We start from the raw sequence: 14,961 nt of genomic DNA on the forward strand, positions 1-14,961 counted from the left end.
GCCCGATGAGTCTTTGCCCGTGAGCTGCCGGGAGTTGAGGGCATGGGGGGAAGAGGCTCATCAAAGGAGAGGAACGGTGACATGACTGATGTTTCCGGTCAGGGGTCCGGCCCGGAGGACCAGCGGCGGATCCTGACGAACCGGCAGGGGCACCCTGTCTACGACAACCAGAACCAGCGGACGGTCGGCGCTCGCGGCCCCGCGACGCTGGAGAACTACCAGTTCCTGGAGAAGATCAGCCACTTCGACCGGGAGCGCATCCCCGAGCGGGTCGTGCACGCCCGGGGCGTCACCGCGTTCGGCTACTTCGAGGCGTACGGGAAGATCGGCGACGAGCCGATCAGCCGCTACACCCGGGCCAAGCTGTTCCAGGAGGCGGGCAAGCGGACCGACGTGGCGCTGCGGTTCTCCACCGTCATCGGCGGCCGCGACTCGGCGGAGACGGCCCGCGACCCTCGGGGGTTCGCGGTCAAGTTCTACACCGAGGACGGCAACTGGGACCTGGTGGGCAACAACCTGGCCGTGTTCTTCATCCGGGACGCGATCAAGTTCCCCGACGTGATCCACTCGCTCAAGCCCGACCCGGTGACGTTCCGCCAGGAGCCGAACCGGATCTTCGACTTCATGTCGCAGACGCCCGAGAGCATGCACATGCTGGTCAACCTGTTCAGCCCGCGCGGCATCCCGGCGGACTACCGGCACATGCAGGGGTTCGGCGTCAACACCTACAAGTGGGTCAACCAGCAGGGCGAGACCGTGCTGGTCAAGTACCACTGGATGCCCAAGCAGGGCGTGCGCAGCATGACCGAGGCGGACGCGGCGGCGATCCAGGCCAACGACCTCGGCCACGCCACCCGCGACCTGCACGAGGCGATCGAGCGGGGCGACTACCCCGAGTGGGAGCTGCTCGTCCAGATCATGAGCGACGACGAGCACCCCGAGCTGGACTTCGACCCGCTCGACGACACCAAGCTGTGGCCGGAGAACGAGTTCCCCGCCCGGCCGGTCGGGCGCCTGGTGCTCAACCGCAACGTGTCCAACAACTTCGCCGAGAACGAGCAGATCTCGTTCGGCACCGGCGTGCTGGTCGACGGGCTGGACTTCTCCGACGACAAGATGCTGGTCGGCCGGACGTTCTCGTACAGCGACACGCAGCGCTACCGGGTCGGCCCGAACTACCTGCAGCTGCCGGTCAACCAGGCGAAGAACGCCGAGATCAACACCAACCAGCGCGACGGCCAGATGACGTACTTCGTCGACACCGCCGGTGAGTCGCCGCACATCAACTACGAGCCGTCGCTGATCGACGGGCTGCGCGAGGCCGAGTACCCGACCGTGGACGAGGAGGGGCCGGTCCTCAGCGGGCGGCTGACCCGCAAGCGCATCCCGAGGACCAACGACTACACCCAGGCCGGGCAGCGCTTCCGGCTCATGGAGGACTGGGAGCGCGACGACCTGGTCCTCAACTTCGTGACGAACCTCAAGGAGTGCGACCGGCGCATCGCCGAGCGCATGGTCTGGCACTTCCTCATGGTCGACGACGAACTGGGCCTGCGCGTGGGCGAGGGACTCGGCATCACGCCCGACGACGTCAAGCACCTCAAGCCGCTCGCGACCCAGGACCTGACCAAGGAGGAGATGGAGCGCCTGGCCAACCTCGGCAAGAACGGGCCGCGCGAGGTGGGGGGCCTCAAGATGACGCACTGCGTGCCCAACGAGCGGGCCGCGCACGCCGAGAGGTAGTCACCCCAGGCGGCGCAGCAGGGCCTGCTTCGCCGCGCTGAACTCCTCCTCCGTCAGCACGCCCTGGCGGTGCAGCTCGCCGAGCTCCGACAGGTGACGCAGGATCGTCTCCGTCTCCGCCGTCGTGCTCGGCGGCGGCGGAGGGAGCTCGGCGGGCCCGCGCGGGATGCGGGCCAGGACGGCCGCCGCCACCAGGCAGGTCGTCCCGCCGAAGCGCTGCATCCCCCACGCCACGCAGCGCGGGTCCTTCTGCGGCTGCTTGAGCGGCCCTTCGCCCTTGAGGCGGAAGCGCAGCATGCCGTGGCTGATGCCGGTCTGCGGCTTCCACTCCACGCCCGTCAGGTCCGTCACCGCGAACTCCTGCGGGCCCGCCTCCTCCTTGGACGTCGAGGCGAACCCGGTCCACTCGACGCGGACGCGCTCCCCGTCGAAGCTCACCGTGCCGTCGCCCGCGGTCGCCGTGATCGGCACGGCCGGGCCGGGCAGCAGGAACTCCTCGCACGGCCCCGCCGAGGTCTGCCAGACCGCGAGGCTGTCGCGGATCTCGTCGGCGAAGTACTCCGCCGCGCCGGTGCGGTCCTTCGGGATCTGCAGCCGGTACGGGTCGGCGGGCGCGGTGAGCGAGCCCGCCACCGCGTCGGTCAGCGGGTCGGCCCCCTTGCGCAGCCGCAGCCGCAGATGGCCGCCCTTGCGCGCGGGCTCGAACGTGACCCCCGCGATCGCCTCCAGCGGGACGACCAGCTCGCCCAGCGTCTTCCGCACCTCGTGCACGTCGCGGCCGCTGCCGGGCACGATCCTCAGGGTCTCACCGTTGAACGTCCACACCCCGTCGGCAAGCGCGATCTCAGCCATGATTGCCAGCCTAGTGGGGCGAAACGGTCACGCACCGCGCTGATCGGGCTCCGGCCAGGACCGTCCGGCCGTTACCGGCTGACCCCGTCGGCGGAGCGCTCCAGCAGCGTCAGGTCGGCGCGGGTGGGCAGGCTCTCCCAGTCACCCTGCGAGGTGACCGCGAACGCCCCCGCCGCGCAGGCCGTGCGCAGCCGCTGGTCGGGCTCGGCGCCCTCCAGCCAGTCGGCCAGCCATCCGGCGGCGAACGCGTCGCCCGCGCCCACCGGGTCCACCGCGGTCACCTGGTAGGCCGGCGCCCGGCGGCAGACCCCGTCGGACCACTCGACCGCGCCCCGCGACCCCAGCTTGACCAGCACGTGCCGCGGCCCCAGCGCCGCCAGCGCCGCCGCCGTCGCGGCCGGGTCGTCGAGCGGGGCGTCGGCGGCGATCAGGCGGGCCTCGTCCGCGGTGGCGAACAGCACGTCGACCCGCCCCGCCACCTCGCGCAGCCACGCGCCCGCCGCCTCCTGGCTCCACAGCGCCCTGCGGTAGTTGACGTCCAGCGACACCGGCACTCCCGCGTCCCGCGCCTCCTCCACGGCGTGCCGTACGGTCGCGCGGGCGGACTCCGACAGGGCCGGGGTGATCGCCGTGACGTGCAGCACCCGCGCGCCTCTGATCAGGGCGGGGTCCAGGTCCTCGGGCCGCAGGCGGGAGCCGGCGCCGCCCGCGCGGTAGTAGCGCACGTCGACGTGGTCGGCCGTACGCCTGCCCTTGATCATCAGCCCGGTCTGCGCCTCCAGGTCGGGGATGGCCCGCACGTCCACGCCCTCGCCCGCCAGGGCCGAGCGGATGAGGTCGCCGAACTCGTCCGCGCCCACCCGGCCCACCCAGCAGGCCGAGCGGCCCAGCCGGGTCACCCCGACCGCCAGGTTGGACTCGGCGCCGCCGAGACCCAGGTCGAAGTCGCGGGCGAAGCGCAGCGGGCCGGTGCGGCGGGAGACGAACAGGGCCATCGTCTCGCCGAAGGTGACCAAGTCTGTCGCGGAGTCGAGTTCGGGCACGGGCAGAAACCTATTTCGGCGCGGGCCCGTACGCCAGCCGCCAGGGCCGGGAGGGGCGAAGACCGGCGCGGTTCCCCAGGCCGGCCCCAGGCTCATACGGGGTCAGGGTCTGACGTGGGGGCGGACGGGCGAGCGGGGGCGGGAGAAGACGGCGCCGAGCCGCTCGGCCGCCCGGCGGGCGTCCCGGAAGGTGACGGACGCGGCCAACGCGACGGCGACCACGGCCGCCGCAGACGGCCACCGTAACCCGGGCCGGCGGGGCCGGGAGGGCGGGAGGCAGGCCCGCGCCCAGGAGCGGGTCTCCTCGCGCGGCCGGTCGAGCCAGCCGCGCAGGCGCGGCCAGGCGTGGAAGAGCGCGCGGCTGGCCGGGGCCAGACGGTCGCCGGTGACGGCCACCAGCGTCCCGGCCTCGGCGCGGGTGGGAGGGACGGCGACGCCGGGCCGGACCAGCAGCCCCGTCTCCAGCAACCGGGAGAGCACCGGCTCGACGGGCCCGTGGGCGACGACCGCCGCCGTGCCGGAGGCCAGCTCCACCAGCAGGTCCCTCAGCCGGGCCCGCTCGCCGGCGGTCAAGGACGCGTACAGCTCCTCCGCCACCTCGCCCAGGGCGGGCGGCCCCGGCAGCGGCGGCACCCGGGCCGGCGTCGGGATCACCAGGCCGGCGGCGCCGGGACGGGACGCCGGGTCCTTGGACAGGGCGCGCGCCACCGGGTCGCGCAGCCGGGGCGGGAGCACGGTCACGTCCGGGTCGCAGGACAGCACGCGGTGCATGACCTCGCCCATGGACCCGCCCCGGAACGGGTCCGCGCCCGTGGCCGCGAACAGCACCAGCGCGCCCCAGGCGAACACGTCGCCCGCCGCCCCCGGCCGCGTGCCCGTGACGACCTCGGGGGCGAGGTAGGTGCGGGCGCAGCCGACCACGCCCGGCCCGCCGGGACAGATGACCTTCGGCCCGTCGCCGGTGATCAGCACCTTGCCGGGCCGCAGGTCGCCGTGGGCCAGGCCGGCGGCGTGCAGGCAGGAGAGCGCCGACGCCACGGCCGTGGCCAGCGCGACGAGTTCCTCGCCCGCGTACGGGCCGCGCAGGGCGACCGCCTCCCGCAGGGACGTCCCGCACGCGAACTCGCTGACCACGTAGGGGGACGGCCCGCAGGGCCGGACGTCGAGCACGCCGGCCAGGTGCGGGTGCGTCACCGGCCGGAGGCGGGGGAGCGGGCCGCGCGGGACCCGGACCGCGAAGCGGCGGCCCGCGTCGTCGTAGGCGTCGTAGACCACGCCGTGCCGGCCCGCGCCGAGCCGCCCCGCCAGCCAGTAGCCGCCGAGCTGCTCGGGATCGCCAGGCACCGAACGCATCATCAGAAGGCTTAGACGCGGCCGGACGCGCATTGGTTGCGCAGGGCTCCCGGGCACCACAGGCCCCCCGCGCGCCTCGGGGAGCCCGTGGGTGATGATCATTATGTCAGGAAATCGGATCTTGAGAGCCAGTCGGGCCGCAGCACGGACATCACCACGGCGTCGTGCCAGGCGCCCTCCCAGCGCAGGGCGTCGCGGAGCCGGCCCTCCTCGACGAAACCGAGCTTCTTGTAGACGTGCCGGGCCCGGTCGTTGAACGCGAACACCTCCAGGCTGATCCGGTGCAGCGGCGTGGTGCCGAAGGCGTGGCCGAGGGTGAGCGCGATGGCCTCGGTGCCGTACCCCTTGCCGAAGGCCCGCGCGCCGATCAGCGCGATGCGCAGGTTGCACGACAGGTTGGCCGGGTCGACCTCGTTGAGCACCACCTCGCCGACGTACTCGCCGACGTACTCGCCGCCGGCCTCGATGGCCAGGTCGAGGCGGTCGGACTGGTCACTCCTGGTGGCGCACCAGCGGCGGCACGCCTCGGGGTCGAAGGCGGCGTGCGAGCCGGTCAGCCGCCGCACCTCCGGATCGGAGACCAGCGCGAACAGGCCGTCGGCGTGCTCGGGCCCGACCGGCCGCAGCGTCACCCGCTCGCCGGTCAGGACAGGCTTCTCGGAGAACATCGCCCCTGGTTATCAGCCCTGCCCGGAGGCGGGCAAGCCCATATCGCGCAACACGGCCGCCAGCACCTCCTCCGGTTTCAGCGCGCCCACGTCATACGTCAGATCCGCCACCTCCCGGAAATGACGCTCGCGCCGGGCGCGCATGTCGGCCGGGGAGAAGCCGGGCCGGTGGTCACTGGAGCGCATCCGTTCGGCGAGCACCGCGTCCTTCGCGTCGAGCCAGATCACCAGCGCCTCGCGCATCGCCTCGCGGGCCGGGGCGCTCTCCACCGTGCTGGCCGCGGCGGCGATCACCTTCGGCTCGCCGGCGAGTTGCTGGACCAGATGCTCGGCCTCCCGCGCGTGCAGCACGTCGATGCCCTCGCGGGCGGCGAACTCGGCGGCGCTGCCCCCGTACTTCTCCTTCAGAAAGGGGTCGCTGTCGCTGAAAGGAAGCCCGAGAGCGCCGGCGATGAGGCGGCCTACCGTGCTTTTACCGCTTCCCATCAGCCCTATCACGACGATGGGTTTGTTTTTCCTCATGTGGATAGAGGTTCCTCGTGTCAAGGAGGTAAATCAAATGACCATCGCCGGAAGCATCATCCTCATCATGCTCGGCGCGATCCTGACGTGGGCCGTCGAATTCGATCTCGCCGGTGTGGACATCAATGTCGTCGGTGTGATCATCATGCTCGGTGGGCTGGTCGGGCTCCTGTTCGCGCTCTACCGGATCCAGGTTGCCCGCAGGGCGGTCGGCCCCATCGAGGAGCCGGTCCATCGTCACGAGATCTACGAGGAGCCTGAGGCACGCAGGACGACCGTGTACGAGGAGCGTCGCCGTTACGACGAGCCGCCGTTGTAAGGAGGTGGGGCCGCGCATGCCGGCCAGAGAGGAACTCCCGTCCACCGTCCGCCGCTCCCCGAAGAAGGCGCAGGACACGTGGATGAAGGCGCACGACTCAGCCGTCGAGACGTACGGCGAGGGCCGGCGCGCCCACATGACGGCTTTCTCCGCGCTGAAGCACTCCTTCGAGAAGGTGGGCGACCACTGGGAGCCGAAGGCGGAGAAGGGCCCGTCGGACAAGGGCGCGACGGACCGCTCGGGACGTACGGCGGAGGGCGTCGACGCCAACGCCAGCAAGGAGCACCTGCGGCGCGTGGCCGCCGAGCTGGACATCAGCGGCCGTTCGAAGATGACCAAGCAGGAGCTCGTGGACGCCATCAAGAAGGCCAACAGGAAGGCGACCGCCAAGGCGCGTCGCTGATCGGCACCGCGTGGGGATGGGTCGGCCGCCGGAAGGGCGGCCGGCCCGCCCCACGCTCGTGCCGCCCGGGGATGGGTCGGCGTGGGCCTCGGCTCGCCGCCCCGGGCGGAGCCCTCAGATCAGTCTCTCGACGGCCGCGACGATGGCGTGGCGGTCGACGCGCGCGTCGGCGAGCTGCTCCTGCGGCGTGGCGGAGCCGGGCATGTTCTGCACGGCCAGCTTCACCACCCGCGGCCCCAGCTCGCAGACCGCGTCCAGCACGGCGTCGCCGAGCCCGCCCTCCGGCCGGTGGTCCTCCACCGTGATCAGGTTGCCGGTCGTGGTCGCCGCCTCCACCAGCACCGCCTTGTCGATCGGCTTGACCGAGTACATGTCGAGCACGCCGACCCGCACCCCGCCGGCGGCCAGCGTGTCGGCGGCGGCCAGCGCCTCGTGCACGGTGATCCCGGCGGCCACGACCGTGGCCCGGTCCGACGTCGAGCGGCGCAGCACGCAAGAGCCGCCCACGGGGAAGCGCTCGCCGGGCGGGTGGATGACCGGCGTCGCGCCGCGCGTGGTGCGCAGGTACGACACGCCGGCCAGGTCCGCCATCTCCACGGTCAGGGCCGCCGCCTGGTTGGCGTCGCACGGGTAGAGGACGGTGCTGTCGTACACGGCCCGCATCATGGCCAGGTCCTCCAGCCCCATCTGGGACGGGCCGTCCTCGCCGATGGACACCCCGGCGTGCGAGCCGACCAGCCGGATCGGCGACCGGCTCACCCCGGCCATCCGGATGAAGTCGTACGCCCTGGTGAGGAAGGCGGCGAAGGTGGCCGCGTACGGGACCCAGCCGCGCGTGGCCATGCCCATGGCGGCGGCGACGAGCTGCTGCTCGGCGATGTACAGCTCGAAGAACCGTTCCGGGAACGCGTGCGCGAACTCCTCGGCCTTGGTCGAGTCGGCGACCTCGCCGTCGAGCGCCACCACGTCGCCGCGCGCGGCGCCCAGCGCGGCCAGGGCCTCGCCGTACGCGCTGCGGGTCGCCACCTGGTCGCCGACCTTGTACTCGGGGAGGACCAGCTCGCCGCCCTCGAACCGCCGCGGCTCGGCCCAGCGCTCCGGGCGGCGCACCGTCACCCGCAGGTCGCGCCGGCCGCCCAGCTCCGCGACGGCCACGTCCGGCTCCTTCAACGGCTTGCCGTGCTTGCCCTCGCGGTCCTCGACCGCCCGCACGCCCGCGCCCTTGCGGGTCGCGGCCAGGATCGCGACGGGCCGCCCGCGGGTGTCGCGCGCCTGCTCCAGCGCCTCGTGGATCCGGCCGGGGTCGTGCCCGTCGACCTCGATCGTGTGCCAGCCGAACGCGCCGAACCTGCGCGCGTACGCCCCGGTGTCCCAGCCGTGCCGGGTGGGTCCGCGCTGGCCCAGGCGGTTGACGTCCACGATCAGCGTCAGGTTGTCCAGTCCCGTGTCGCCGGCCTGCTCCGCCGCCTCCCAGATGGAGCCTTCGGCCAGCTCGCTGTCGCCGCACAGCACCCACACCCGGTACGGTCCGCGCTCCAGCCGCCCGGCCATCGCGACGCCGACCCCGACGGGCAGACCCTGGCCGAGCGAGCCGGTGGCCACGTCCACCCAGGGCAGTCTGGGCGTCGGATGCCCCTCCAGGCGGCTGCCGCGCTTGCGGAACGACAGCAGTTCGTCGTCGGTGATCACGCCCACCGCCTTGAACAGGGAGTACAGCAGGGGCGAGGCGTGGCCCTTGGAGAAGATGAGGTGGTCGTTCGCCGGGTTGCCGGGGTCCTCGAAGTCGTAGCGCACATGGTGGGCGAGGAGCACCGCCATCAGATCGGCGGCGGACATCGACGAGGTCGGGTGGCCGGAACCCGCCGCCGCGGCGGCTCTCACCGAGTCGACGCGCAGTTGCGCCGCCAGCTCGCCGAGAAACCGCAGATCTTGCTCAGCCATGGTTCCCTCCGATCGTTCTCACTCCGATCGTTCCCGGGGGCGCCTACCCGTGGGGGATGGGGCGAATCGCGGGCCCGGCGCCCGCGCGGAGAACGCGAAACGGCCGTTCCGCGGTTCCGGGAACGGCCGTCCTGGTGGAGCGGAGTCGGTTCTGTCAGCGGGAGGACTTCCTGGTCACGGCCGCGCTCGCCACCGCGCCGGCGGCGGCCAGGGTGAGCAGGACCGCGCGGCGGTGCTGGGAGAGCCACAGCTGGAGGCTGCGCGCGTGCGGATGGTGGTGGCCGGAGTCGTCGTGGCCGGGAACCTCCTCGACCGGCTCCCACAGGTTCGCGGCGTCGCCGGCGGGCTGCTCGCCGGACTGCCGCGGCTGGCCGGCGGTCCTGGCCAGGTAGTGGTCCACCAGGGCGGGGGCGACGCGCTGGGCCATGAGGACGGCCGCGGTCCCGGCCCCGACCCAGTACTCCTTGCGTTCCGGGTGCGCGGCCGCGTGCACGATGCCTCGGGCGGCCACCTCCGGCTGGTGGACCGGGGGCTTCGGCCGCGGACGACCGCCCGCCTGCGACGGCGTCGAGCCGAGGCGGGGCGCGTTCATCGCGGGGAGCTGGACCGTGGTGACCCGGATGCCGCTCCGCTCCGCCAGCAGCTCGGTGCGGAGCGACTCGGTGAAGCCCCGGATGCCGTGCTCGGCCCCGCAGTACGCCGACCGCAGCGGGACGGACCGGTGCGCCAGGGCCGAGCCCGTCTGCACGATCGTGCCCCGGTTCCTCGGCCGCATCAGCTCCAGGGCCACTCTGGTCCCCCAGACGCACCCCAGGTACGTGACCGCGGTCGTGCGCTCGTACTCCTCGGGGGAGATGTCGGTGAACCGGGCGGACACCGACGAGGACGCCGCGTTGATCCACACGTCGATGGGCCCCAGCTCGGCCTCGATCCGCTCGGCGGCCTTGCGCACCTGCTCGTAGTCGGCGACGTCCGCCTCGTACACCTGGGCGATGCCGCCGGCCGCGCCGACGTCCACCGCCGCCGCGCCGAGCCCCACGGCGCCGCGGGCGACCAGCGCCACCTTGGCGCCCTTGGCGCCGAGCTCGCGGACCACCGCCCGGCCCACACCGCCGCTCGCGCCCGTGACGACGACCACCCTGTCCTGGAGGATGTGGGGAGCCATGGGGGTGATCAGCCCGCCTCTCCGACGTCGCGGTTCTTCTGCCGGCGGACGGCGAGCGCGATGTCGACCGCCGTGATGATCGCGAGCACGATGGCGATCCCCGTCATGATCCAGGCCTGGGAGATGACGCCGAGCACCGCGAAGGCGAACAGGAACACCAGGATGAAGGAGCCGACCCTGATGTGGGCCACGTCGCGAGGCGTGGCGGGCACCATCGCATGACCCTTCTTGTCCTTGGTCTCGACCCAGTTCTTGTCTTCACTCATGAGGACTCACCTGCCCTGGCCGTTTGCCCTTTAACGCGGCGGGTAGCCCGGCGGGCGTGCCCGACCTGCGTCCCAGCGACCCCAACGAGCCCGGGATCACCCGGCGCCGGAGAGGCCGGGGATTCAGCTACCACGACGCGCGCGGCGAGACCATACGCGACCAGGCGACGCTGGCCAGGATCAGGGCCCTGACCATCCCGCCCGCGTGGACCGACGTGTGGATCTGCCCCTCCCCGCACGGGCACCTCCAGGCGGTCGGCACCGACGCGGCCGGGCGCCGCCAGTACCGCTACCACGACGTGTGGCGGCAGCGGCAGGACGAGGCCAAGTTCGACCGGGTGCTGGAGCTGGCCGAGCGGCTGCCCGCGTTCAGGAAGAGCGTCGACGAGCAGCTCAAGGGACGCAAGCTGACCAGGGAGCGGGTGCTCGCCGCCGCGGCGCGGCTGCTCGACGTCGGCTTCTTCCGCGTCGGCGGCGAAGGCTACGACAGCTACGGCCTGGCCACCCTGCGGATGGACCACGTGACCTGCGGCCGCGGCACGATCACCTGCTCGTACCCCGCCAAGGGCGACGTGCCCCGCGAGGTCGAGGTGGCCGACCCGGGCGCCTGCCGGGTCGTCAGGGCGCTGAAGGCGCTGCGCGCCGATGGCGAGCTGCTGCGATACCAGGGCGAGAACGGCTGGGTGGACGTGCGCAGCGAGGACATCAACGACTACCTGCGCGAGACCATCGGCGAGTTCACGGCCAAGGACTTCCGCACCTGGCACGCCACGGTGCTGGCCGCCGTCGGGCTGGCCGTCTCCCGCATGGCCGACAGCGACACGGCCAGGAAGCGGGCCGTGAGCCGGGTGGTCCAGGAGGTCGCCGAGTATCTCGGCAACACCCCCGCAGTAGCGCGGGCGTCGTACGTGGATCCGCGGGTGATCACGGCGTACGAGGAGGGCAGGACGATCGCCCACGCGCTCACCGAACTGGGCGCCGACGTGGACTTCGGCAAGCTGGCCACCCACGGTGAGGTGGAACAGGCCGTCATCCGCCTCCTTCGTACCGTTTGAGCGGTTCTTTGCCGGGCATGCGCGGCAAAGAGTAAAGGGAGGAAAGCGATGGAAGCTCCGCAGTACGTCGCGGCCCGCGTCCAGGCGGCGCTGGCCGAGGACGTCCGCACGCACGAGCTGGGCATCCGCGTCGACGTCAGAGGCGATCAGCTGTTCCTGCGCGGCCAGGTGAGCGGCGCCGAACAGCGTGAACGGCTCGGCGAGGTGGCACGGGAGATCGCCCCGGATCTGCGCGTGCACAACGAGATCAACGTCGTCGAGGTCAACCGGCCAGGAGAGGATGAGCGACTTGACTGATCTTCGCATCGCGGCCGTGGGAGACATCCACCTGGGTGAGGACGTACGCGGCCAGTACCGCAAGAGCCTGGACGGGATCGACGAGCGCGCGGACATCCTCATGGTGGCCGGCGACCTGACCCGGCACGGCACGCTGGCGGAGGGCAGGGTGGTGGCCGACGAGCTGCGCGACCTGCCGATCCCGGTCGTGGCCGTGCTCGGCAACCACGACTACCACTCCGACCTGCAGCACGAGATCGCCGGTGAGCTGCGCGACGCCGGCGTCATCGTCCTCAACGACGAAGGCGTCGTCATCGAGTGCGCCGGCACCCGGCTGGGCGTGGTCGGGGGCAAGGGCTTCGGCGGCGGGTTCGCCGGCAAGTGCGCCAGCGAGTTCGGCGAGCGCGAGACCAAGAACTTCGTCCGGCACACGCGGCTGATCGCGGAGTCCTGGCAGAAGGCGCTCAAGGAGATGGACGTCGACCGCAAGGTGGTGCTCTCGCACTATTCGCCCATCAAGGAGACGCTGGAGGGCGAACCGCTGGAGATCTACCCGTTCCTGGGCAGCTACCTGCTCGCCGAGGCGGTCGACACGGCGGGCGCCGACCTCATCCTGCACGGTCACGCGCACAAGGGCTCCGAGAAGGGCATGACCTCCGGCGGCATCCGGGTGCGTAACGTCGCCCTGCCGGTGCTCGGCGCCGCGTACGCCGTCTACCGCCTGTCGGGCGACTGACACCGCGAGACACCGAGAGACACCGAGAGACACCGAGAGACACCGCGACCCGGCGCCGGCGAACCGGCGTCGGGTCAGCCTGCCGCCGGGTCAGCCTGGCGCAACCGAAGCGAAGCCCTTCCCGGGGTCACCCCGGGAAGGGCTTCAATAGGTACAACTCCGTCTTTATCTATGACAATTCATTGGGGCCGGCATAACCACCGGCCCAATGAACGGGCGTGTGGGGCGTCCGAAAACGCCCTACACATTGAAGATGCTGACCCCGCCGGGGCCGACCAGGAACCCCAGAACGATCAGGACGATCCCCCACAGGAGATCGCGACGGGCCAGAATCACATAGATGCCGGCGATGACGAGAATCACTGCGATGATCCAGAGCAAAGTAGCCATGCCTCCGCTACTGCCCCTCGGGCGGACCCTTTAACATGTTTTCCTGTTCAACCTCGGGCAGGAAAAGTTCATGACGACTTTCGGCTACTTGTTGTCCGCGGAGGAACACGGTCCCCAGGAGTTGGTCCGGCAGGCCAAGGCCGCCGAGCGCGCCGGGTTCGAGTCCCTGTGGATCTCCGACCACTTCCACCCCTGGCTGGACGCCCAGGGTCAGTCGCCGTTCGTGTGGACGGTCATCGGCGCGCTGGCCGAGGCCACCTCGCTGCCCATCGCCACGGCCGTGACCTGCCCGCTGGTCCGCGTCCACCCGGTGATCGTGGCCCAGGCGGCGGCCACCAGCGCGGCGATCACCGGAGGCCGGTTCCGGCTCGGCGTCGGCACCGGCGAGGCGCTCAACGAGCACGTCATCGAGTCGCGCTGGCCGCCCGCGGCCGAGCGGCGGGAGATGCTGGAGGAGGCCGTCGGGCTCATGCGCGAGCTGTGGACCGGCAAGCTCGTCTCGCACCGAGGCCGCCACTACCAGGTCGACACGGCCAGGCTCTACACGCTGCCCGACGAGCCGCCGCCCGTCTACGTCTCAGGTCTCGGGGAGACCTCCACCGAGCTGGCCGGACGGATCGGCGACGGCTTCGTCACCACCCGGCCCAGCGCCGAGTCCGTCGAGCTGTTCCACAAGTCGGGGGGTTCAGGCAAGCCGGCGGTGGGCGGGCTCAAGGCCTGCTACGCGGCCGACGAGGCGAGCGCGCGGCGGACCGTGCACCGGCTCTGGCCGACCCAGGGCATCAAGGGGGAGGCGTCCCAGATCCTGCCGCTGCCCCGCCACTTCGAGCAGCTCGCCGAGTCGGTGACGGAGGAGGAGGCCGTGGGCGGCAGCCCGTGCGGCCCCGACCCCGAGGTGCACGCGCAGGCCCTGCGCGCGTACGTGGAGGCCGGCTTCGACGAGGTGTACGTGGGCCAGATCGGGCCGGAGCAGGACGCCTTCTTCGACTTCTACGCGCGGGAGGTGCTGCCCCGGGTGCGCTAGTCGGACTTCATCAGCTTGGCGTACGCGAGGTGCAGCCAGTCGGAGGCGGCGACGGCCGTCATCGCCGCCCCGGCCAGCCTCGTCGCCCGGGGCGCGAAGACCAGACCGATGGCGTATCCCGTGGCGGCCCACTGGGCGATGCAGAACGGGCAGCTCACCAGCTCGCCCACCGTGTTGCGCGGCTCCTCCTTCAGCTCCGACGGCCCGCTCACCCCCTGGAAGCGGGTGAACGGCGCCCTGATCGGGCTGGTGACGGGGTCCTTGGCCAGCAGGCGCGACAGCTTGTGGGTGCAGGCCGCCATCAGGCTCACGTCGATCAGGCCGATCCGCTCGGGCGGGCGCCTGCCGGTGAGCTTCGCGGCCAGGGTCGCCGCCGCCACGACCGTCCCGTACACGCCGATGATGCGGACATAGGTGCGCAGGGGCCTGTCGTGATCGCCCTCGTACTCCTGCCCGGTCTTCTCCAGGAACTCCGTCATGGGTCGGCGCGCTACCCAGAACCCGTCATTCTACGCTTCAGAGCAGGCCTATTCGGCGATCGGGAGGGTAGCCGCCCTTCATGAGCAGTCACAGCCATGAAGTCACTGACGCCATCCTTGACACGCTCAAACGGGCGAGCTCCGGACTGAAGGACGCGAACGTCAAGTTCGCGCTCGCGGGAGGGTGTGCCGCGTACGCGCGGGGCGCGGCGCCGTCCCTGCACGACGTGGATTTCGTGATCACCGAGCACGACGTCCCCGCCGCCCTGGAGGCGCTGCGGGGCATCGGGTTCCAGACGGCCAAGCCGCCGGAGGACTGGCTGGTCAAGGCGTACGACGACGGAAGGCTCGTGGACCTGATCTTCCGGGTTTCGGACCGTGAGGTCACCGACGAGCTGCTGGACCGGGCGGAGCCGATGAAGGCGTCGGCGGTTATCGTGCCCGTCCTGGAGGCGACGGACCTGGTGATCTCCTGGCTCATGCCGCTGTCGGAGCACGCCTGCGACTACGGCGCGCTGCTGCCGCAGGTGCGGGCGCTGCGGGAGCAGGTCAACTGGGGCCGGGTCGCCGCCGTGACCGGGTCCTCGCCGTACGCGGCCACCTTCCTGACGCTGCTCGAACGGCTCGGCGTGCTGGAGTCGCCGATCGAGCCCTCGGGAGACACCTCCTGGCCGTGAGCCTGCCGTGAGCCACGGACACCGCTGCGGGCCGCGTCACGGGGGACGC

The 14,961-nt window shown here is 71.9% G+C and carries 18 protein-coding genes; 8 read left to right on the top strand and 10 right to left on the bottom strand.

Annotation, left to right across the window (positions count from 1 at the left end):
* Positions 1–81: 81 nt before the first annotated feature.
* Positions 82–1,743, top strand: coding sequence for a catalase (locus OUY22_RS21370; RefSeq protein ID WP_270156845.1), 1,662 nt, complete (start codon positions 82–84; stop codon positions 1,741–1,743).
* Here OUY22_RS21370 and OUY22_RS21375 read toward each other — a convergent pair whose 3' ends face one another.
* The 5 genes from OUY22_RS21375 to OUY22_RS21395 form a co-directional block, all read right to left on the bottom strand.
* Positions 1,744–2,595 carry a DUF4429 domain-containing protein gene (locus tag OUY22_RS21375; RefSeq protein WP_270156846.1) on the bottom strand — a complete coding sequence of 284 codons (852 nt, stop codon included), beginning with the start codon at positions 2,593–2,595 and terminating at the stop codon, positions 1,744–1,746.
* Positions 2,596–2,666: 71 nt separating this feature from the next.
* Positions 2,667–3,638 (bottom strand): sugar kinase, encoded by a 972-nt coding sequence (locus OUY22_RS21380; RefSeq protein WP_270156847.1) that lies wholly within the window; start codon positions 3,636–3,638, stop codon positions 2,667–2,669.
* 102 nt (positions 3,639–3,740) lie between these two features.
* Positions 3,741–4,982 carry a serine/threonine-protein kinase gene (locus tag OUY22_RS21385; RefSeq protein WP_270156848.1) on the bottom strand — a complete coding sequence of 414 codons (1,242 nt, stop codon included), beginning with the start codon at positions 4,980–4,982 and terminating at the stop codon, positions 3,741–3,743.
* A gap of 110 nt (positions 4,983–5,092) precedes the next feature.
* Positions 5,093–5,659 carry a GNAT family N-acetyltransferase gene (locus tag OUY22_RS21390; protein ID WP_270156849.1) on the bottom strand — a complete coding sequence of 189 codons (567 nt, stop codon included), beginning with the start codon at positions 5,657–5,659 and terminating at the stop codon, positions 5,093–5,095.
* Between the two features lie 12 nt (positions 5,660–5,671).
* Positions 5,672–6,181: a shikimate kinase gene (locus OUY22_RS21395; RefSeq protein WP_270156850.1), complete on the bottom strand. Its 510-nt coding sequence runs from the start codon at positions 6,179–6,181 to the stop codon at positions 5,672–5,674.
* 37 nt (positions 6,182–6,218) lie between these two features.
* Here OUY22_RS21395 and OUY22_RS21400 point away from each other — a divergent pair, with 37 nt between their 5' ends.
* The gene (locus OUY22_RS21400) at positions 6,219–6,500 is read left to right on the top strand and encodes a DUF6458 family protein (RefSeq protein ID WP_270156851.1); all 282 of its coding nucleotides are present in this window, start codon (positions 6,219–6,221) and stop codon (positions 6,498–6,500) included.
* Positions 6,501–6,516: 16 nt separating this feature from the next.
* The gene (locus OUY22_RS21405; protein WP_270156852.1) at positions 6,517–6,903 is read left to right on the top strand and encodes a ChaB family protein; all 387 of its coding nucleotides are present in this window, start codon (positions 6,517–6,519) and stop codon (positions 6,901–6,903) included.
* A gap of 114 nt (positions 6,904–7,017) precedes the next feature.
* Here OUY22_RS21405 and OUY22_RS21410 read toward each other — a convergent pair whose 3' ends face one another.
* The 3 genes from OUY22_RS21410 to OUY22_RS21420 all read right to left on the bottom strand — a co-directional run bounded on the left by OUY22_RS21410 (position 7,018) and on the right by OUY22_RS21420 (position 10,275).
* Positions 7,018–8,844 carry a transketolase gene (locus OUY22_RS21410; RefSeq protein WP_270156853.1) on the bottom strand — a complete coding sequence of 609 codons (1,827 nt, stop codon included), beginning with the start codon at positions 8,842–8,844 and terminating at the stop codon, positions 7,018–7,020.
* A 154-nt stretch (positions 8,845–8,998) separates the two neighbouring features.
* Complete coding sequence (locus OUY22_RS21415) at positions 8,999–10,009, bottom strand: SDR family oxidoreductase (RefSeq protein ID WP_270156854.1); 1,011 nt, start codon at positions 10,007–10,009, stop codon at positions 8,999–9,001.
* A gap of 8 nt (positions 10,010–10,017) precedes the next feature.
* Positions 10,018–10,275 (bottom strand): hypothetical protein, encoded by a 258-nt coding sequence (locus tag OUY22_RS21420; RefSeq protein ID WP_270156855.1) that lies wholly within the window; start codon positions 10,273–10,275, stop codon positions 10,018–10,020.
* Between the two features lie 56 nt (positions 10,276–10,331).
* Between OUY22_RS21420 and OUY22_RS21425 the strand changes: the two genes are divergently transcribed.
* The 3 genes from OUY22_RS21425 to OUY22_RS21435 are packed head-to-tail and all read left to right on the top strand — an operon-like array spanning position 10,332 to position 12,342.
* Positions 10,332–11,330, top strand: a complete 999-nt coding sequence (locus tag OUY22_RS21425; protein ID WP_270156856.1) for a DNA topoisomerase IB — start codon at positions 10,332–10,334, stop codon at positions 11,328–11,330.
* A 48-nt stretch (positions 11,331–11,378) separates the two neighbouring features.
* Positions 11,379–11,627 (top strand): BON domain-containing protein, encoded by a 249-nt coding sequence (locus tag OUY22_RS21430; protein ID WP_270156857.1) that lies wholly within the window; start codon positions 11,379–11,381, stop codon positions 11,625–11,627.
* On the top strand, positions 11,620–12,342 hold the full coding sequence (locus OUY22_RS21435) for a metallophosphoesterase family protein (RefSeq protein WP_270156859.1): 723 nt from the start codon (positions 11,620–11,622) through the stop codon (positions 12,340–12,342). The genes OUY22_RS21430 and OUY22_RS21435 overlap by 8 nt, the downstream gene beginning before the upstream one ends.
* A 240-nt stretch (positions 12,343–12,582) precedes the next feature.
* Here the strand turns inward: OUY22_RS21435 and OUY22_RS21440 are convergent, their stop codons facing one another.
* Positions 12,583–12,732, bottom strand: coding sequence for a GPGG-motif small membrane protein (locus OUY22_RS21440; protein ID WP_020543887.1), 150 nt, complete (start codon positions 12,730–12,732; stop codon positions 12,583–12,585).
* A gap of 70 nt (positions 12,733–12,802) precedes the next feature.
* Here OUY22_RS21440 and OUY22_RS21445 point away from each other — a divergent pair, with 70 nt between their 5' ends.
* Positions 12,803–13,756, top strand: a complete 954-nt coding sequence (locus tag OUY22_RS21445) for a TIGR03557 family F420-dependent LLM class oxidoreductase (protein ID WP_270156860.1) — start codon at positions 12,803–12,805, stop codon at positions 13,754–13,756.
* On the opposite strand, the gene OUY22_RS21450 is transcribed toward OUY22_RS21445, so the two are convergent.
* On the bottom strand, positions 13,753–14,235 hold the full coding sequence (locus tag OUY22_RS21450) for a DUF1360 domain-containing protein (protein WP_270156861.1): 483 nt from the start codon (positions 14,233–14,235) through the stop codon (positions 13,753–13,755). The genes OUY22_RS21445 and OUY22_RS21450 overlap by 4 nt on opposite strands.
* 80 nt (positions 14,236–14,315) lie before the next feature.
* Between OUY22_RS21450 and OUY22_RS21455 the strand changes: the two genes are divergently transcribed.
* The gene (locus OUY22_RS21455; protein WP_270156862.1) at positions 14,316–14,912 is read left to right on the top strand and encodes a nucleotidyltransferase; all 597 of its coding nucleotides are present in this window, start codon (positions 14,316–14,318) and stop codon (positions 14,910–14,912) included.
* The last annotated feature ends 49 nt before the right edge of the window (positions 14,913–14,961 follow it).

Source organism: Nonomuraea corallina, assembly GCF_027620315.1.
In the GTDB taxonomy this organism is placed as follows: domain Bacteria; phylum Actinomycetota; class Actinomycetes; order Streptosporangiales; family Streptosporangiaceae; genus Nonomuraea; species Nonomuraea corallina.